This is a genomic window from Pseudoalteromonas sp. APC 3893, from assembly GCF_030408095.1.
In the GTDB taxonomy this organism is placed as follows: Bacteria; Pseudomonadota; Gammaproteobacteria; order Enterobacterales; family Alteromonadaceae; genus Pseudoalteromonas.
On record NZ_JASDCD010000005.1, the window covers coordinates 37,009 to 55,017 of the forward strand.

At 41.4% G+C, this 18,009-nt stretch carries 21 protein-coding genes; 13 read left to right on the top strand and 8 right to left on the bottom strand.

From position 1 onward, the window contains the following. Positions 1-86: 86 nt before the first annotated feature. From QMA12_RS08680 to QMA12_RS08690, 3 genes are all read right to left on the bottom strand, one after another. Positions 87-236, bottom strand: coding sequence for a hypothetical protein (locus tag QMA12_RS08680; RefSeq protein WP_176372536.1), 150 nt, complete (start codon positions 234-236; stop codon positions 87-89). 428 nt (positions 237-664) lie between these two features. Then, the gene (locus QMA12_RS08685) at positions 665-1,078 is read right to left on the bottom strand and encodes a TIGR02444 family protein (protein ID WP_087532626.1); all 414 of its coding nucleotides are present in this window, start codon (positions 1,076-1,078) and stop codon (positions 665-667) included. Then, the gene (locus QMA12_RS08690) at positions 1,065-2,987 is read right to left on the bottom strand and encodes an ATP-binding cassette domain-containing protein (protein ID WP_087532625.1); all 1,923 of its coding nucleotides are present in this window, start codon (positions 2,985-2,987) and stop codon (positions 1,065-1,067) included. The genes QMA12_RS08685 and QMA12_RS08690 overlap by 14 nt, the downstream gene beginning before the upstream one ends. Positions 2,988-3,118: 131 nt before the next feature. On the opposite strand from QMA12_RS08690, the gene QMA12_RS08695 reads away from it, so the two are divergent. Beyond that, positions 3,119-3,322: a YheV family putative zinc ribbon protein gene (locus tag QMA12_RS08695; RefSeq protein WP_087532624.1), complete on the top strand. Its 204-nt coding sequence runs from the start codon at positions 3,119-3,121 to the stop codon at positions 3,320-3,322. A gap of 8 nt (positions 3,323-3,330) precedes the next feature. On the opposite strand, the gene QMA12_RS08700 is transcribed toward QMA12_RS08695, so the two are convergent. After that, on the bottom strand, positions 3,331-3,543 hold the full coding sequence (locus QMA12_RS08700; protein WP_087532623.1) for a SlyX family protein: 213 nt from the start codon (positions 3,541-3,543) through the stop codon (positions 3,331-3,333). After that, positions 3,530-4,528, bottom strand: coding sequence for a hypothetical protein (locus QMA12_RS08705; RefSeq protein WP_087532622.1), 999 nt, complete (start codon positions 4,526-4,528; stop codon positions 3,530-3,532). Before QMA12_RS08705 ends, QMA12_RS08700 begins: the two co-directional genes overlap by 14 nt. Before the next feature lie 202 nt (positions 4,529-4,730). On the opposite strand from QMA12_RS08705, the gene fkpA reads away from it, so the two are divergent. After that, complete coding sequence (gene fkpA, locus QMA12_RS08710; protein WP_087532621.1) at positions 4,731-5,486, top strand: FKBP-type peptidyl-prolyl cis-trans isomerase; 756 nt, start codon at positions 4,731-4,733, stop codon at positions 5,484-5,486. 59 nt (positions 5,487-5,545) lie between these two features. Here fkpA and rsd read toward each other — a convergent pair whose 3' ends face one another. Beyond that, on the bottom strand, positions 5,546-6,016 hold the full coding sequence (gene rsd, locus QMA12_RS08715; protein ID WP_290209817.1) for a sigma D regulator: 471 nt from the start codon (positions 6,014-6,016) through the stop codon (positions 5,546-5,548). 482 nt (positions 6,017-6,498) lie between these two features. Here rsd and hemE point away from each other — a divergent pair, with 482 nt between their 5' ends. Continuing rightward, positions 6,499-7,563 carry a uroporphyrinogen decarboxylase gene (hemE, locus tag QMA12_RS08720; protein WP_087532619.1) on the top strand — a complete coding sequence of 355 codons (1,065 nt, stop codon included), beginning with the start codon at positions 6,499-6,501 and terminating at the stop codon, positions 7,561-7,563. 100 nt (positions 7,564-7,663) lie between these two features. Here hemE and sthA read toward each other — a convergent pair whose 3' ends face one another. Continuing rightward, positions 7,664-9,091 (bottom strand): Si-specific NAD(P)(+) transhydrogenase, encoded by a 1,428-nt coding sequence (gene sthA, locus QMA12_RS08725; RefSeq protein WP_290209815.1) that lies wholly within the window; start codon positions 9,089-9,091, stop codon positions 7,664-7,666. Positions 9,092-9,104: 13 nt separating this feature from the next. Next, positions 9,105-10,238, bottom strand: coding sequence for a fatty acid desaturase (locus QMA12_RS08730; RefSeq protein WP_290209813.1), 1,134 nt, complete (start codon positions 10,236-10,238; stop codon positions 9,105-9,107). Positions 10,239-10,364: 126 nt separating this feature from the next. Between QMA12_RS08730 and fabR the strand changes: the two genes are divergently transcribed. The 10 genes from fabR to leuB all read left to right on the top strand — a co-directional run bounded on the left by fabR (position 10,365) and on the right by leuB (position 17,967). Beyond that, the gene (gene fabR / locus QMA12_RS08735; protein ID WP_087532616.1) at positions 10,365-10,988 is read left to right on the top strand and encodes an HTH-type transcriptional repressor FabR; all 624 of its coding nucleotides are present in this window, start codon (positions 10,365-10,367) and stop codon (positions 10,986-10,988) included. A 105-nt stretch (positions 10,989-11,093) separates the two neighbouring features. Next, positions 11,094-12,116: a hypothetical protein gene (locus QMA12_RS08740; RefSeq protein WP_290209812.1), complete on the top strand. Its 1,023-nt coding sequence runs from the start codon at positions 11,094-11,096 to the stop codon at positions 12,114-12,116. A 1-nt stretch (position 12,117) separates the two neighbouring features. Beyond that, complete coding sequence (locus QMA12_RS08745) at positions 12,118-12,273, top strand: hypothetical protein (protein WP_290209811.1); 156 nt, start codon at positions 12,118-12,120, stop codon at positions 12,271-12,273. Positions 12,274-12,355: 82 nt separating this feature from the next. Next, positions 12,356-12,997: a peptidoglycan-binding protein gene (locus tag QMA12_RS08750; RefSeq protein ID WP_290209810.1), complete on the top strand. Its 642-nt coding sequence runs from the start codon at positions 12,356-12,358 to the stop codon at positions 12,995-12,997. 3 nt (positions 12,998-13,000) lie between these two features. Continuing rightward, entirely contained in the window at positions 13,001-13,225 is a 225-nt protein-coding gene (locus QMA12_RS08755) for a hypothetical protein (RefSeq protein ID WP_290209809.1), read from the top strand. Next, positions 13,204-14,013 carry a DUF2235 domain-containing protein gene (locus QMA12_RS08760; RefSeq protein WP_290209808.1) on the top strand — a complete coding sequence of 270 codons (810 nt, stop codon included), beginning with the start codon at positions 13,204-13,206 and terminating at the stop codon, positions 14,011-14,013. Before QMA12_RS08755 ends, QMA12_RS08760 begins: the two co-directional genes overlap by 22 nt. A 45-nt stretch (positions 14,014-14,058) precedes the next feature. Further along, positions 14,059-14,427, top strand: coding sequence for a hypothetical protein (locus QMA12_RS08765; RefSeq protein ID WP_290209807.1), 369 nt, complete (start codon positions 14,059-14,061; stop codon positions 14,425-14,427). Further along, positions 14,412-14,924: a DUF2931 family protein gene (locus QMA12_RS08770; protein ID WP_290209806.1), complete on the top strand. Its 513-nt coding sequence runs from the start codon at positions 14,412-14,414 to the stop codon at positions 14,922-14,924. Before QMA12_RS08765 ends, QMA12_RS08770 begins: the two co-directional genes overlap by 16 nt. Before the next feature lie 416 nt (positions 14,925-15,340). Further along, entirely contained in the window at positions 15,341-16,894 is a 1,554-nt protein-coding gene (leuA, locus tag QMA12_RS08775) for a 2-isopropylmalate synthase (RefSeq protein ID WP_087532615.1), read from the top strand. Then, the gene (gene leuB, locus QMA12_RS08780) at positions 16,891-17,967 is read left to right on the top strand and encodes a 3-isopropylmalate dehydrogenase (protein WP_087532614.1); all 1,077 of its coding nucleotides are present in this window, start codon (positions 16,891-16,893) and stop codon (positions 17,965-17,967) included. Before leuA ends, leuB begins: the two co-directional genes overlap by 4 nt. Positions 17,968-18,009: the final 42 nt, after the last annotated feature.

Here is an 18,009-nt window from a genome sequence, read left to right on the forward strand (position 1 = left end):
CAGCTAATTTAATTATGAGTGTAACAAATTTTTCGCAATAAAAAGCCCCTAATCAAACAAGTTGATAGGGGCTTTGCGCGTCGTGCTTAATGTAGTTGGTTAGGAGTGTCATCGTCGTGTACTTTTTTTATAAAAAAATACACAAAGAAAAGGCATAAACTAATAACAACACCTAAAAAACCAAATGATAAAAATAGTACTGGGTCGCTAAAAAAATCTCTAAAGAATACGTCCATAACCGCCTCCTAATGTCTATGGGTTAATCATAGGCTGGTTTGACTGAGGCTGATATGATCCAGATCAAGCTATTTTCCTAAGTTGATTAGCAGTGATATAGAAGTTGATTTGGATCAAAATTGCCAAGAGAAGTTAGCGAGTTTGCAAGGGGAAAGCTGAAAGTTACCAGGTAATGAATTTCAAGGTCGTCACTTATAGCGACAATTTTGCAGTAAGTTTGCTGAGCTAAATCACGGCTTTGTTTTTTAAAGCGTAGTGCCTCTAAACCTCTTTGTGAGTAAGTTACTTAAGATCTTTTTGCACAAGGAAGAGAATGAGAAGCAAATGAGGGGTATGAAAAATTTGATTGCTCGTGGGAAATGGCTTTAGCCATGAATTATGTCATTAATAAAATTAACGCGCTAAAGCACGACCCACATGAGGGCTTTTACAAATAGAGCCTTGTGTTATTTGGCGCGCTGCAAGGGGTTAGAGCAAAGCTATTAATTGTGGTTATTAACATCTGTTGCTGCTGTTTTTCTAGCTTTAGCTCAGTACTGAGTAGTTCTTTACGAATTATAGCGTAATCTGCAATCTCGGTTTGATTGGCTTTTAAATAGCCGCGGGTAGCACGTAGGGGAGTTAATACCTGCTGGTCAAATTCACTAATGGATTGTTCAAGCTTGTTTAGTTGGTTTTGGCTAATTGCTAGATTGAGAGAATCTAGGTAATACAGCAACAAGTACAGGTTGACGTTTTTACCTTGCTGGTTTTGATAAGCCAACAGGCGCGTTTGCATGTCACCTTTACTGTAAAGGTCACATGCAAATTGCCAAAAATCATCGCTGTTAAGCCAGTTCATCGGCAAACGCTTGTTCTTTTTCTTCCATCTCTTCAAGGGCCATGAGTAGCTCTTCTTCAATGTCGTTTACTTTAGGTGTTAATGTCGCTTGTTTGCTAATTAACTCTTTTAGTTTGGCTTTGTTGTCATCGTGATAAAGCTCGTTATCGCCCAGTGCAACTTCCACTTCGCTAAGTTCTGCGGAGTGTTTATCGAGTTGCTTTTCAAGTTTTTCAATCTGCTTTTTAAGGGGCTGAATTGATTTTCTAAACTCCGCTTCTAAGCGCTTTTGCTCTTTACGGTTAACTTGTGAGTTTGCTTTTGGTTCGTCATCAGTTTGCCCAACCTTGGCAGCTTCTTTATTGGCATTGAGTAACCATTGGTAGTACTCGTCTAAATCATAGCCAAACTGAGTGACTTCGCCGTTATCAACCAAGTAATATTCGTCAGCAGTGTTTTTTAGCATATGGCGATCGTGCGATACGGTCACCATTGCGCCTTCAAAGCCTTGCAATGCCATAACAAGAGCATGACGCATTTCTAAATCAAGGTGGTTAGTAGGCTCATCCAGCAGCAATAAGTTTGGCTTTTGATAAACCAGCATGGCTAAAACGAGGCGGGCTTTTTCACCCCCAGAGAATGGGGCAACTGGCTCAAGAGCTTTGTCGCCTATAAACGCAAAACCGCCTAAAAAGTCACGCAGTGATTGCTCACTAGCTTTTGGGTTTAAACGTTGTATATGTGTAACAGCGCTGGCTTTTAAATCTAAGGATTCCAATTGATGCTGAGCAAAGTAGCCAATGTTTAAACCCTGATGTTGAAATACTTCACCGGCTTGCGGTTGCAGTTCGCCAGCTAGGAGTTTAATTAAAGTCGATTTACCCGCGCCGTTACGACCGAGTAATGCAATGCGACTACCGGGTACTAAGTTAAGTTTTATGCTATCTAAAATAGTCACATCACCATAACCTGCTTTGGCTTTATCAAGTGTCATGAGTGGGTTAGGTAAAGCAAGTGGTTCAGCAAATTCAAAATCAAACGGCGAGTCGGCATGTGCTGGGGCAAGCTTTTCCATGCGCTCAAGTGCTTTAACACGGCTTTGTGCTTGTTTAGCTTTACTGGCTTTGGCTTTAAAGCGCGTAATAAATTGCTCAAGGTGGGCAATTTGCTCTTGTTGTTTTTCAAACATTGCTTGTTGTTGCAATAAACGCTCGGCTTTTTGGCGCTCAAATTGCGAGTAATGGCCTTTATAAACGTTAATCTTTTGCTGGTCGATATGCCAAATCTGATCAACCACCGCATCCAAAAACTCACGGTCATGAGAGATCAATACTAGTGTGCCTGTGTAAGCACGTAAAAAACGTTCGAGCCAATAAACTGCGTCCAAGTCTAAGTGGTTAGTTGGCTCATCCAGCAGTAGTAAATCAGCATCGCGGATAAGGGCTTGGGCTAGGTTTAAACGCATACGCCAACCACCTGAAAACGCACTGACAGGGTTTTCAATCTGGTTATTGGCGAAACCTAAACCGTGCAATAGCTCGCCCGCTTTGGCTTCTATGCTGTAGCCTTTTATATTTTCTAGCTGAATATGTACTTTAGCTTGTGTATCGCCATCGTTATTTTGCTCGGCTTTACGTAGGGCAATCCGTAACGCGTAATAATCAGGGTGGCCTTGTAGTACGTAATCAATCGCGCTTATTTCAAGCGCAGGGGTTTCTTGTTTTACTGATGAAATAGACCAATCTTTAGGAATGGTATAATTACCTGCATCTAATGAAAGCTCTGACTTTAATAAGCTAAATAAGGTAGATTTACCGCAGCCGTTAGCGCCTACTAAGCCTACTTTATGCTCCGGAAATAAGGTTGCTGAAGCATCTTTTAACAGTGCTTTACCGCCACGTAATAGTTCTATTTCTGAGATTTGGATCATGAATACGTTACTTTACTGTGCCCTGATTGAATTGCCTATATCATAGCACGGATCGACTTATGGTTATCAATCGTATCACCTAGGTAGATATTAGGATAAAATGATAGCAGTTAAAACTGTGGAGAAGTGGTGTGAAACAGAGAAAACGATTTATTGCGGGTGCAACTTGTCCTGAATGTAAAACCATGGACATGATGATGTTATATAAAGAGCATGACGTTGAAAAGGTTGAGTGTGTTCAGTGCGGTCATAAAATGACTCAGCCAGAGCAAGCTGTGCAAGCATCAACACGCCAATTTGAACAAGTGATTGGCGTGTTTAAGCCGGGTGACTAACCGCTTGTTTAATAATGCGGTGGCGGTGGCTCTTGCATTTGCGACATCAAAGAGGGCTGTTGCGACTCTTTTATTTTCTCAGCCAGTAGTTCTGTTTGGCGCTTCATTTTAGCCAACAGCTGCTGGTGAGCTTTAATTTCATCATTTAATATATCAATCGTTTCATCTTGAAAGGCCACTTTTGCCTCAAGTTCCATTAAGCGATGTTCAATTGTGTTCATTAGCTTCTCGTATAGTAAAGCGCTCAGCGATTCCGCTGGAGCTTTCGGTTAACAACGCAGTATCGTTATCAGTAAACGCGACATCTAACACCACCGCCGATTTAGGCTTACTGCCTTCGCGCGGAGTGACTCGCCAGCTTTGAATATTTTCACCATCGGCTATTTGCCATAAATCAACTAAGCGGTTAGGTGATCCAGTTAACAACAAAGTTGCTTGTTCGTTAAATCGAACCGCAGTAAAAATTTTCTGACGGGCAATATACTTTAGTTTGCTAACAAGATCACCTGTTGTCAGCTGCCATACATGTGCTTGTGCCATACTGTCTGCGGTAAAGGCGTAGCGACCTTGTGGATCAAGGGCTACTTGGGTTACACGGTTAGGGTGGTTAAAGCGGTGAATGACTTGGCCGCTTTGCGTATCCCAAAAGTAAGCAACGTAGTCGTTTGAGCCACTTAGTGCAAAGCGACCATTGGGAGAGAGGTCTACCACGTTAATTTTTTCTTGGTGACCAAGGAACTCAATGCGCCGGCCGGTCTCTAAGTTGAGGTAAACAACAACATTGTCGCTACGGCCATATAAAACACTGCGACCTTGATTGCTAATAGCGATATCGCGAATGGTGGCGGTTTTTATTTTATAATAACCAACGTTGTCACCAGTATTGATATCCCATACGGCAAACGTGGTTTTTTCTGCGGTAACGGCATGGCTGTTATCAAAGGCTATGGCCACGGTGTGTACCAGACTATCCTGGTCTTGTTGCTGAAACCATTGATATTTTAGTACCTGTTGTTGATTATCCCATAGGGCGACCCCATGGTGTATAGATGAGATCAGGCTATACTGGCCATCGTGAGAAAGTGCAGAGGCAAACGCGCCACGAGCTGCATGCTCATAGCTGGCAGTCGCGTGTTCTTTTTGTTCTGAGCAAGCAATTAATAAAGTGCAGCTCAGAAGATACAAAAAAGTACGAAATATCGACATATTACAGGTATTTCCCCTTAACTCTTGTTGACTGAGAGGTTAGACTAGGACGCGATAAAGGTCGAGGTCGTTTATCTAATGATTTGAAATTGGCATATCGCCGTACTCAGTAATTAGATAAGCAGCCTATCATGTAGGCCGTTAATCTTTAACTAGTAATAATACAATAAATGACATCTGCAAAGTGTGTCGGAGATTTAAAATGAAAAAGACGATTAAATTGTCATTGATTGCAGCGTCAGTTTTAGCGCTTACGGCTTGTAATCAAGAAGCAAAACAAGAACAAGCAGCACCAGTTAAGTTAGAAACTGAAGCACAACAACAAGCATACGGTATTGGTGCATCAGTTGGTAACTTCTTAAATAAAGACTTAGCCGATAAAAAAGAGCTAGGTGTTGAGCTTGATCAAGCACTACTTATGCGCGGTTTTGAAGATGCACTTGCTGGTGAGTCTAAGCTTGATGAAGAAAAAATCCGTGAAGTGTTAACGGCACTTGATACATCTGTACGTACTAAGCAAGAAGCTCACGCGAAAGTAGAAGCTGAGAAAAGTAAAGCTGATGGTGAAAAATACCTAGCTGATAATGCTGCAAAAGAGGGCGTTACAGTGACTGAGTCAGGTCTTCAATATGAAGTGATCACTCAAGGTGATGGTGAAAAACCTGTGGCGACAGACGTAGTTAAAGTACATTATCAAGGTACTTTATTAGACGGTACTGAATTTGATAGCTCTTATTCACGTAATGAGCCAACAACTTTCCCACTTAATCGTGTTATTCCTGGTTGGACTGAAGGTCTACAGCTTATGCCTGTTGGCTCTAAGTACAAGTTCACAATCCCTGCTGATCTTGCTTACGGCGACCGTGACTTAGGTAAAATTCCAGCTAACTCTACACTTGTTTTTGAAGTAGAACTACTTGAAATTCAAGATGAAGAGCAAGCTGCAGCTGCTGAGTAATTTACTCAAGTTAGCAAAAAGGGGCCATTTGGCCCCTTTTTTAATGCAACTTAAAAAGCTTAATCAGTGTGATTAGAATACAAGTTGTCAATGAGTTCATCTTCAAGCTCAAAACGTAGCTCTAATGCTTCACCTAATTTAGATAAGTCATTATCAAAATCATTTAATAACTCATCTTTAGTCACCTCTGCGTATTTATCATTAAAATCCAGAGCAATATCTGTAGTATCAGAAATACGAGGGTATAGGTCGTTGGCAAGCTGTTGGCTTTTTGGGCCTTTTTGCTCACATGCTTTTGCTATATCGTCATAGACCTCAAAGTGCCCAGCTGATAAATAATCCATTAATATTTGGCAAAAGCTTTGAGTTTGTAGTTGATCAGGCAAGGCATGATCTTTTTTATCATAAGGAGCAAAACCTGCAATTTTACAATAAAGTACTAATAGCTCTTGGCGCTCTGTTAACCATTTGTCGATTATTGTGTGGCTACCGCCCCATTTTTGTTGAGCTTTTTCCAAACGCGTCAGCATGATTATTCTCCTAAGCTGGGTTGGTTTTCTTTATATAACAATGAAATATGCAGCAAAGATCAACACATTTTTTTATTATTTCGGTAACAAAATTTGAACTGAATGATATATAAGCAGTTTTTATATATTATTAGTATTATTTCAGACAAGAAAAAACCACCATAAAGGTGGTTTAATTTCTTTTCCATGACTTGTTTAAACAAGCTTTCTTTTTGTTATGGGAAGATTTTTATTATTATTGTTATATAATTTTTATTGTTGTTATTGTTAACGCAGGACAAGTTATACCAAGCTTTTTACCATGTTGCAAACTTATTAATGATAAATTTCAAATGTTATTTTTGTTACTCGACTTTTAAACGTTAAATAAAACCCTTGATCTGCATCTATCAATCTATGTTTTAGCTTCATTGCAATAGAGCACTTGGCGATATGGTGATACAATCTGCGCAATATATATCAGCTTTAGGATCCTTTACGCTATGAGCGAATTAAAAAACGACCGTTATTTACGTGCACTACAGAAACAACCCGTTGATGTGACTCCGGTATGGATGATGCGCCAAGCTGGCCGTTATTTACCTGAATACCGCGCTACACGTGCACAAGCGGGCGATTTTATGAGCCTATGCAGAAATGCTGAACTAGCCTGTGAAGTAACTTTACAGCCGCTTCGCCGTTATCCACTAGATGCCGCTATTTTATTTAGCGATATTTTAACGATTCCAGATGCGATGGGCTTAGGCTTGTACTTTGAGACCGGTGAAGGCCCTAAGTTTGAACGTCCGATTTCATCATTAGCTGATGTTAAAAAAATTCCAAAGCTTGACCCAACGGATGAGCTTGGCTATGTAATGAACGCCGTAAGTACTATTCGCCGTGAGTTAAAAGGTGAAGTGCCACTAATTGGTTTTTCTGGTTCACCATGGACTTTAGCCACTTATATGGTTGAAGGCGGTAGCAGCAAAGTATTTGGCAAAATCAAAAAAATGGCGTTTGCAGAGCCACAAACACTGCACTTATTACTTGATAAATTAGCTGATTCAGTGATTGATTACCTTAATGCGCAAGTAAAGGCCGGTGCTCAATCACTTATGGTTTTCGATTCATGGGGTGGTGTATTAAGCCCGCGTGATTACAACGAGTTTTCATTGCAGTACATGCATAAGATTGTTGATGGTTTAATTCGTGAATATGACGGCCGTAAAGTGCCTGTAACACTATTTACTAAAAATGGCGGTCAATGGATAGAAGCAATCGCGGCAACAGGCTGTGACGCTGTAGGGCTTGATTGGACTATCAATATTAGTGATGCTAAACGTCGTGTTGGCGATAAAGTGGCGTTACAAGGTAATATGGACCCATCAATGCTACACGGTACGCATGATCGCATTCGCCAAGAAGTCGGCACTATTTTAGAAGACTTTGGTACTGGTAATGGTCATGTATTTAACCTAGGTCACGGTATTACACCAGATGTAGATCCTGAAAACGCAGGTGTATTCATTAACGCAGTACACGAGTTAAGTGCGCAATATCATAAATAATAGCCGTTAAAATAACGAGCCATACGTTATTTGCCTAGTAAAAAGCCCGCTAATTTTAAGCGGGCTTTTTGTTGTCTTTTAAGGCGCTTTTAAATATGGGTTATTTAAATAAGCGGTTTAAACCATTTAACGCCGCAACACGGTAAGCCTCAGCCATGGTTGGGTAGTTAAATGTAGTATTTACAAAGTAGTCGATATTATTGCCACCATTTTTTTGTTCCATAATGGCTTGGCCAATGTGAACAATTTCAGAGGCACGCTCACCAAAGCAATGTACGCCAAGTACTTCTTTAGTTTCAGTATGAAATAATATTTTTAAACTGCCTACTTCAGTGCCGGCAATTTGAGCACGTGCTAAGTGTTTAAACTGTGCACGGCCTACTTCGTACGGTATTTTAGCCGCAGTAAGTTGTTGCTCGGTTTTACCGACTGAACTCATTTCAGGAATAGTATAAATACCCGCCGGAATATCAATGATCAGCTTTTCATCGCAATTACCACAAGCGATGGCATCAGCTGCAATTCGGCCTTGATCAAATGCAGCACTGGCGAGACTTGGATACCCAATCACATCACCCACTGCGTAAATGTTATCAACCTCGGTTTGGTAGGTTTCATTTACTTTTAATTGCCCACGGCCATCCGCGTTTAAACCGACTGCTTCAAGGTTTAAACCATCGGTGTTACCCGTACGGCCATTGGCAAATAAAATACAATCAGCTTTAACGCGTTTGCCTGATTTCAAATGCATTACAACACAGTCATCACGGGTTTCAATGCGGTCAAACTCTTCGTTATGACGAATAACAATACCGCTGTTCCAAAAGTGGTAGCTTAATGCATCTGATATTTCAGCATCCATAAAAGCCAATAAGCGGTCGCGAGTATTCACTAAATCAACCTTTGCGCCTAAGCCTTTAAAAATAGACGCATACTCACAACCAATTACACCAGCACCATAAATTAAAACGCGATGTGGGTCGTGCTCAAGGCCTAAAATCGTGTCGCTGTCGTAAATGCGCGAATGGTCAAAGTTGACTTCTGGCGGACGGTAAGGGCGTGAACCTGTTGCTATTACAATGGTTTTTGCCGTTAAGCGCTCAGTTGAGCCATCAAGACGCCTAATTTCTACGGTGTTTTTATCAACAAAGCTCGCATCACCTTGAAACAAGTGAATACGGTTTCTATCGTAAAAGCTACTACGTAAATTAGATTGCTTTGAAATTACTGAACTTGCATGGCGCAAAATATCAGGGAAGGTTAAGCGGCTTGGTCGCTCGCCCACATTAAATAGCGGGTTGGCTTTATACTCAATATAACGGCTAACAGAGTGACGTAGCGCTTTTGAGGGAATAGTGCCCCAATGCACGCAACCGCCACCGACGCCCTCTTGGCGTTCTATAACGGCTACTTTTTTGTTGCTTTTAGATAGGTTCATGGCGGTACCTTCACCGCCAGGACCCGTGCCTATAATAATCGCATCATATTGAAACGATTGTTGCTCTTTCTTTACTTGTTGTTTGGCCACAGCCACTCCTACATTAACTAAAAGAGGCTTTTAATAACCTCGCATTCAGTGCTAGCCATGCTTGCTTTTGTGTTTCCCAAGCGGCTTCTAGCTCATGGTATTGTGTAATTAAAGCTGATTTTTCGCATTGTTGCAGCATGTTATTCTTTTTAACTTCAAGTACCTGTTTTTTTAGGGCACAAAAGTGTTGTAGCTTTTTCAACAATAAATCATATTCTTGCTGCAATAATGTAAGCTTATCTTGCGCTAATGGCAATTTAGCTAAGCGAACTTGCGTTTTGTTCATTAAAGTTTCGGCTTTTGCTTTTTCAATACGCTCTACCGGCGTGCGCTTAAGCTTTTTAGCTAACCCAACAGCAGCTAAAGAGCGGATCATCCATTTGGTGGGGTCATAATGAAACCATCTAATGCCATTGCGGTAATCGCTGGCAAAAATATGATGGAAGTTATGATAACCCTCACCATAAGTAAACAGCGCTAAAAAGCCGTTATCTCTTGCTGTATTTTTTTCAGTGTAAGGGCGAGAACCCCAAATGTGTGCCACTGAATTGATAAAAAAGGTAAAATGCTGACTTAACACCAAACGCAATAATCCTGCTAATAATAGCATACCAAACACATCGCCGACCATTAAACCAAGTGCTAATGGAATACCAATATTAGTAGCAAGTACTAGCTTCATGTAGTGACGGTGTTGCCACATCACTACTTTATTACGTTGTAAGTCACGGCAGTTGCTGTAATCACCATAGCTGTCACCTTGATAATCACGAAGCATCCAACCTATATGGCTATACCAAAAACCATTGGTTGCAGCGTATGGGTCTTTGATTGGGTCATCTACTTGACCATGATGAATACGATGATCGCTACTCCAATGCAATGCACTGTTTTGTAATGCAAAGGCCCCACCTAGAGCAAAAAAGGCTTCAATAACAGGGTGGGCATCGTAGGTTTTATGAGCCCATAAACGGTGATAGCCAGCTGTTATCGACATACCAGCGTAAAACATACAGCCGACAAATGCAATCCAGTGCGCGCTGGTAAATCCGTAGGTAATTCCATACCAAGGGACTAAAGTAGCAGCAGCTAAAAAAGTTAGGCTAAAGAACAGGACATTGGTCCAAATAATAGGTGGTTTTTTCATCTTTTAAAATCTGAGCGTACACTTGTAAGCTAAAATAATATTTCATTCTCTCGCCGTCAAGTATTAGACTGACGAATTCACATAAAAGTCATCATAAATTGATTTAAATTAAATCAGGAGTAGTTCATGTCGGGTGTTCGCGCGCAACAGAAACAAAAAACACGACAAGCTTTAATTGAGGCGGCATTTAATCAGCTAAGTGCTGATCATAGTTTTTCTAACCTCAGTTTACGTGAAGTTGCGCGTGAGGCTGGTATTGCGCCTACCTCATTTTATCGTCACTTTAAAGATATGAATGAGCTGGGTTTGACCATGGTGGATGAAGCCGGCCTAACACTTCGCCAATTAATGCGCCAAGCGCGACGCCGTATTGCCAGTGGCGGCAGTATTATTACCACTTCTGTTGTGACCTTTATGGAGTTTATTGATAACTCAAGTAACCAATTCAGGTTACTACTACGCGAGCGCTCAGGCACTTCCAAAGCATTTAGAGCCGCAGTTGCCCGTGAAATTAAACATTTTATTTTAGAACTAGCCCACTACCTTGAAAGCGAAACCCCATGCGATGCGACGCATGCCTATATTCAGGCTGAAGCTATGGTCACACTGGTATTTAATGCTGGCGCAGAAGCCCTTGATATAGAAGGTCAGCAACGTGATGAACTGGTAGAGCGAGTAATTTGGCAACTACGTTACATTACTCGTGGCGCAAGCAATTATGTAAGAGAAACCAAAGCTGAAAGTGAATAATTAGCATAAATGCTTGTAGATTTTTTGTTCCTATTTCTTTATTATTGGCAACTACGTTTGTACCTAGTTAATTAAAGCTAAGTAATAGAGAAAGCGAGGATGCACATGCTCACCAAGGACGCGGTGAACTTTCAACATGCCCATATTTTTGATGAAGTAAAAGACGAAGTAATGACACCTGATGTCACATTTACTTACGTCAGGCGTGCTGAATTCTTTTCATTACCAAAAAAACTACAACGGCTTATCCAAGATAATCAGTATGGTGTTATTGATAAACGCCAAGCCGTTCGGCTTCGTGATGATCCCCGCAGCCAGTTTTGGGCATATGACAAAACATGGCGAAAAGTCAGCTACAACACTTATAAAAACACCGCGCAAGGTTTAGTTGTTTATCCAAAAGAGCCTGTAAGTAGTACTAAGTTTTCGTCATCTGGTGGAGTAAATACTGCACCTGATTATTCTGCTTCGGAGCATTTATTAAGTGACTCCCAACAAGCAAACTTTTTAGCAAACCCCGCGCTACTCAATAGCCAATATGGCGAAGGCCAAGCAAACTACATAGCTCAATCAACGCAAAAAAGTAGCCGTGCATCAAGGCCAACCGTTGTTGAAGTTCACTTGCCCGCAGTGTGTATATACAAACCCGTTGTGCAAAGCACCGTGTTGTTAAAAGCGTCGCACCAAGTTAGGCAAAACTTTTCAAATCATCTATTACAAGCCAGCGAAACAGTAGAACAACTTGCCCAGCAATATACAGGCTATAAAAATGCTAATTTAATTTACGACTACAACTTAGGCTTTAGTAATCGTAAACCCGCTAGATCAGGTACTAGCTTACGGGTGCCAGACGGCTGGAAGCTCAATATTGAAGGCTCAAGTAGCAATAGTCGCAATGTGGTTATTAAATGGCAAGGGCCAACTAACGGGCAAGTAACCTTGCAGCTCGACAAAAAACGTCCCGACGAAGTATCGTTTTGGCAGCATTATTTTTCTGTAAAACCAGGTGTTTATACCGTGGTTGTTACCGCTAGTGGTGCAGTAGACACCACCACGTTTACAGTTGAGCAGCCGACATTAGCGTATGAAATCGAATTGCTCGACGAAGCCGGCGATCCGCAAAGCTAATATGGGCTACAAAATTCGCCTGCGTAATGGTCATGTTATTACCGGTCAACTCGATCAAAATGGCTATGCCAATGTCTCAGGTCCTGACTTTGAAAACGCCAAAGTCAGCTTTTTTGAATTAGACGACAAAGACTGGCTCGTAGGCGACATCACCTAACAATGGCTTTGCTCACTCAGGTTAAGCTTAGGCACAGTTACCTTAGGCATACATAGTTACACTTAGGTATAAGGATATATCAATGACACAGCAACATACTGTCGTACAAGGCGACACCTTATTGCGCATAGCAAGGCAATATGGCTTTAGAACCTCTGCAGGACTATACAACCACCCAAGTAATGCAGAGTTTAAGGCATTACGCCCCGATCCCAATTTAATTTTTCCCGGTGACGTTATTATCATCCCACCAAAAAGCAAAATTCATGCCACTAAAAACACCTTTGTAGTTCGCAATGAAAAAGAATATTTTCGTTTGCAAATAATTCATGAAGATGGTGATGATATTACCGGTAAGCGCATTGTACTCAACATTGGCAGTCAAATTATCGATACCGTATTACCGAGTGACGGTTTAGTTGAAGTTGAACTCAATGAGAACGACACACTCACCGCTCAGGTTGATTTATATCTCAAGGAAGAGCAAAGCTCACCCAGTGAAACTTTTACCGCACAAGTGGGTCAGTTAGACCCCGTTGATACCCTTTCAGGCGTACAAGCGCGTTGTAATTCATTAGGGTTTGATTGCGGCAAAGTAGATGGCGTTAATGACACAAAAACCAAAGCCGGGGTGAGGGAATTTCAACAAGCGCAACAACTACAGGTAGACGGCATTGCAGGGCCGGTTACTAAAAGCCGTCTTGTTTATGTTTATGGAGCCTAAGTTATGAGCCAAGCAATGCCCATGGCAGTCAATAAAGTTAACACACTGGTTATCAGTACAAATGTTGGTGCGTTACAAAAGCATATCATAGTTAAAGTGATTGGTGATGTAGATATAAAAGCGCAGTTGTTTAGCCAAGGTAGCGCGGTTAACTTGGAGCAACACAAGATTCAACCGACGCGAAAGAACCAACTAATGTGGTTAAGTTGTTTGAGTTATATCCAGTAAAGGCATTTCAAGATAGGCATTATGAAGAAGGTATTGGTACTAAAGCAAATGAAAGCGATTCAACCTTAGATATGGGTTTAGCATTTAGTTTTGATGAGCGTATTAAGAGCTCTTTAGTTGAATTAAAGCTATTTTTAGCAACCCCTCGCTTTAACGAAATCAAAATATGCTTAATAGATGTATTTGGTTTTAGCCGTGGTGCAGCGCAAGCGCGGGCATTTGTTAATCAAGTGAATGCGATTTATAAAAATAATCCACACTATTGGGGCGGTATTAAGCCCGTTATTCGCTTTGTTGGCTTATTCGACAGCGTTGCATCTACTGGTGGCGATGGTGATAACAACCACAGTGAGTTTTATGCCAATGATGAGCTTGATTACCCCGTTAATTTAAACCTAGCAAGTAGTAGTGCGGGGTTTGTAACGCACTTGGCGGCGTTTGATGAAATGCGTGATAAATTTCCACTGAGCTCATTACGCACCCGTAATAAGCAGCTGTTAGCAAACCAGCGAGAAATAGAATTACCCGGTGTGCATTCAGACATTGGCGGCGGTTATGGCTCCGTAGAAACAACTATATTATACCCGTGGCAATATATTGCTGGGCAAGCCGGAGAGCCTGAACATGATAAGGAATTGGCGCAGCTTAAAAAGTCACTTGAGCAAAAATATTATTGGCCAACCATTAATATTGAGTTTAAAGCAAGTAGGCCAAGGATGAACAGAAAGCCAAAACGCATTCGCAATAAACCAGAAGATACAATTTACACAGGTTATAAACCGTATTGACGGCGTAATTTAAATAATACCTTACCCCATTATAGCCTAGCGCTAATGCATGAAACGGCGGTTAACCAAGGGGTGCCACTACAAAGCTTAACGGAGCTTGCTAACCGCAAACAGGCTGACGGCCAAGCTTTACCTTATATTTTACCTAACGAGCTTAAAGCACTGGTTGATAGCGCCCGTAGCTTTGGCCCACAAAGTGATGCCTGGCAGGCTTTATATAAAGATTACATCCACCACAGTGTTAAATATTCAGCAACGATTGATGCGATTGCTCATGGCCCAGAAGAAGACGCTGAATTTACCAGCAAAAACCAACAACGCGAGCTTTTTTACAATCAGCCAGAACAAGCTGAAAAGAGTGAGCAATGGCAATCACAATTAATAAATGGATATAGATTATGGACAAGCTCATAAAATCACTCATCACACTCGCTTTAACATTATTCGCTGTAGGGTGCTCGTCAACAGGAACAATTGATTACATGGTTGCAGGCGGTGCGACACAAAAGGGTAATGAAATTTGGGTGCAATCAATTACTTTTGATAATAGTAGGGGTATTCCTATGGGGAGCCTTGGTTGTTGCTGGCAAAGTGCCGGTAAAACAAGTGGCGTTTACAATCAAAAATTCCCAGAAAAAGTCGCGGTTGAATGGTTAGATGAGTCAGAAAATAGAATTTACTACGGTGAAGTGGCAATAGATAAAAATGGTTATAAATTAGCTAAAAATTTACCTTCATACACAGCGCACACAGGTAAGGTTTTTAAAGATGTAAAACCGTATTTAATAGTCGGTATGGGTGAGTCAGGTGAAATCAAAGTTTGGTTATCTAATACCCGTTCAGCGGGATTTACAGGCCGTGTATTACACGAACTAGCCTCAGGGCAAGCACAGTGGCGAGAGAATAAATGACAGGTTTTGATAAAAGCTGGACTTTAGTGATAATAAAAATAGAAAACTTATCTAAGCAGGATCGCTCGCAAAGCAAAGTATATTATGATTGATTTATGTATGGGTTGAATTAACAAACCAATAAAAAAACATTTTGTAAATTATATCTTCTTTAATTGCAGGTTTTTATTTGTTTTAAAGGTTACATTATGCTTGCTTGTGTTGTTTTGAAGTGTTAAAAATAGGCTTCACTGAACACACACATTTAGTAAAGATGATGAAAAATACACAGTTAATTACATTAAAACTAAACCTCTTACTGCTAACGTATGTAAGCGGGGATTAGTGTATTTTCATTAGAAAACATTAAAAAACCCCGCAATATGCGGGGTTTTTTTTATCTCGCAACTAGGGCAGCTGAGAATTAAGGGTAGATTATGCAAGATAAAGACAAGGTATGGATTTTCGACACCACATTGCGTGACGGTGAGCAGGCGCTTAAAGCAAGCCTAACTGAAGATGATAAAATCCAACTGGCGCATACTATTAGTCGTCTAAATGTGGATGTGATGGAAGTGGGCTTTCCGGTTTCGAGCCCTGCCGATTTTCGTTCAGTACAACGCATTGCCACTGAAGTGAAAGGGCCTATTATTTGTGGTTTAGCACGCTCTGTTGCTAAAGACATTGAAGCCTGCGGTGAAGCATTACGCACGGCGCAACAAAGCCGTATTCATACTTTTATCGCTACCAGCCCGCTGCACTTAGAACACAAACTACGTATGAGCTTAGATGACGCGACAGCCATGGCGGTTAAATCAATCAAACTTGCGCGTAATTATACAGATGATGTGGAGTTTTCATGTGAAGATGCGGGCCGTACGCCACATTGGGATTTATGTAAAATTGTAGAGCAGGCTATCAATGCGGGTGCATCTACGATTAACTTACCCGATACCGTTGGTTTTGTAACGCCAGACGAATACGCGGCGATGATCCATCATTTAATGAATAATGTGCCAAATATAGATAAAGCCCGTTTGAGTGTGCATTGTCATAACGACTTAGGGTTGGCAGTTGCAAACTCAGTTGCGGCTGTTCAAGCTGGCGCACGCCAAATAGAATGTACTATCAATGGTATTGGCGAACGTGCGGGTAACTGCTCGCTTGAAGAAGTGGCGATGATCATGAAAATGCGCCAAGACCACTTAAAAGTACATACCGATATTCGCAGCGAAGAAATTTACCGCGCTTCTCGCCAAGTGGCAAAAATTTGCAATATGCCAGTGCAACCGAATAAAGCCATTGTTGGTGAAAACGCATTTGCTCACAGTTCTGGTATTCACCAAGACGGTGTATTAAAAGCGCAAAATACTTATGAAATCATGTCGCCAGAAAGCGTTGGCGTGCCAAATAACCAATTAAATATGACCTCACGTTCGGGGCGTCATGTTATTGAGCATCGCTTAGAAGAGTTAGGTTATCAAAAATCTGATTACGATATGGATAGTTTATACGCAAGCTTTTTAGTGTTAGCGGACCAAAAAGGCACGGTTTACGATTACGACCTTGAAGCGATGATCTACTTTAATCAAATCAATGATAAAGACGAAAAATATCAATTAGAGTTTGTTAACTCAACGTCTAATTCACAGTCGGTGGCAAGTTCAACTATTGGCATGACTATCGGTGGCGAATCGAAACAAGAAGCCGCAACCGGCAACGGACCAGTTGAAGCGTCATTCTTAGCGATTGAGCGCTTAACGGGTATGGCTGTTGAAATGATTGAATTTAATTTAGAAGCCACAGGTGAAGGTGCCAGTTCATTGGGGCAAGTCAATATTATAGCTAAATACGATGGTCGCCCTTATCACGGAGCGGGCATAGCTGCGGATGTGGTTGAAGCGTCAGTACGCGCCATGATCCGTGTTTATAACTTAATTTATCGTGCACAAAAAGTGTCTGATTTAAAACAACAAAGGAAAGCAGGATGAGTCAAACAAATTACAGCGTTGCGGTATTAGCAGGCGACGGTATCGGCCCTGAAGTAATGGCAGCAGCAGAAAGCGTGCTTGATGCAGTAAGTAACAAGTTTGGCTTTACCATGACTCGTCATCCTCACGCTATTGGCGGTGCAGCAATTGATGAGTTTGGCAAAGCATTACCAGATACAACGCTTGCAGCGTGTGAAAAGGCCGATGCGATTTTATTTGGCTCAGTAGGTGGCCCTAAATGGGAGCACTTACCTGCTGATGAACAACCAGAACGTGCCTCTTTACTCCCACTGCGTAAGCACTTTGGGTTGTTTTGTAATTTACGCCCAGCCCAGCTATTGCCAGCATTAAGTGCAGCTTCACCACTACGTGCAGATATTAGTGAACGTGGTTTTGATATTTTATGTGTGCGTGAGCTAACAGGTGGTATCTACTTTGGAGATAAAGGCCGTACAGGTGAAGGTGCTGATGAAGCTGCATTTGATACACAAACTTATTCGCGCAAAGAAATAGAACGCATTGCTCGTTTTGCTTTTGAAGCGGCAAAATTACGCAGTAATCATGTTACATCAGTTGATAAAGCGAACGTACTCGCATCAAGCGTGTTATGGCGTGAAGTGGTAACGGATGTCAGCAAAGACTACCCTGAAGTCAGCCTAGATTATATTTATGTTGATAACGCAGCAATGCAATTGGTTAAGCAACCAAGTCAGTTTGATGTATTACTTTGTGATAACTTGTTTGGTGATATTTTGTCTGATGAATGCGCGATGATCACAGGTTCTATGGGGCTATTACCTTCAGCGAGTTTGAATCAATCGGGTTTTGGTATGTATGAACCTGCTGGTGGCTCAGCCCCAGATATTGCAGGCAAAGGCATTGCTAACCCAATCGCACAAATTTTAAGTGCGGCGCTGATGTTGCGTTATTCGCTAGGTCAAGACGAAGCGGCGCGCAGTATTGAAAAAGCAGTAGCAGAAGCCGTGGAAGCGGGTGTAGGCACACCAGATATTTATCCAAATGGTGGATACACTACAAGTGATGTTGCAGCAGCAATCGTTTCACGCATCTAAATATTTTTATAGCCGAAGCACCGTTATGTTTCGGCTCAAAAC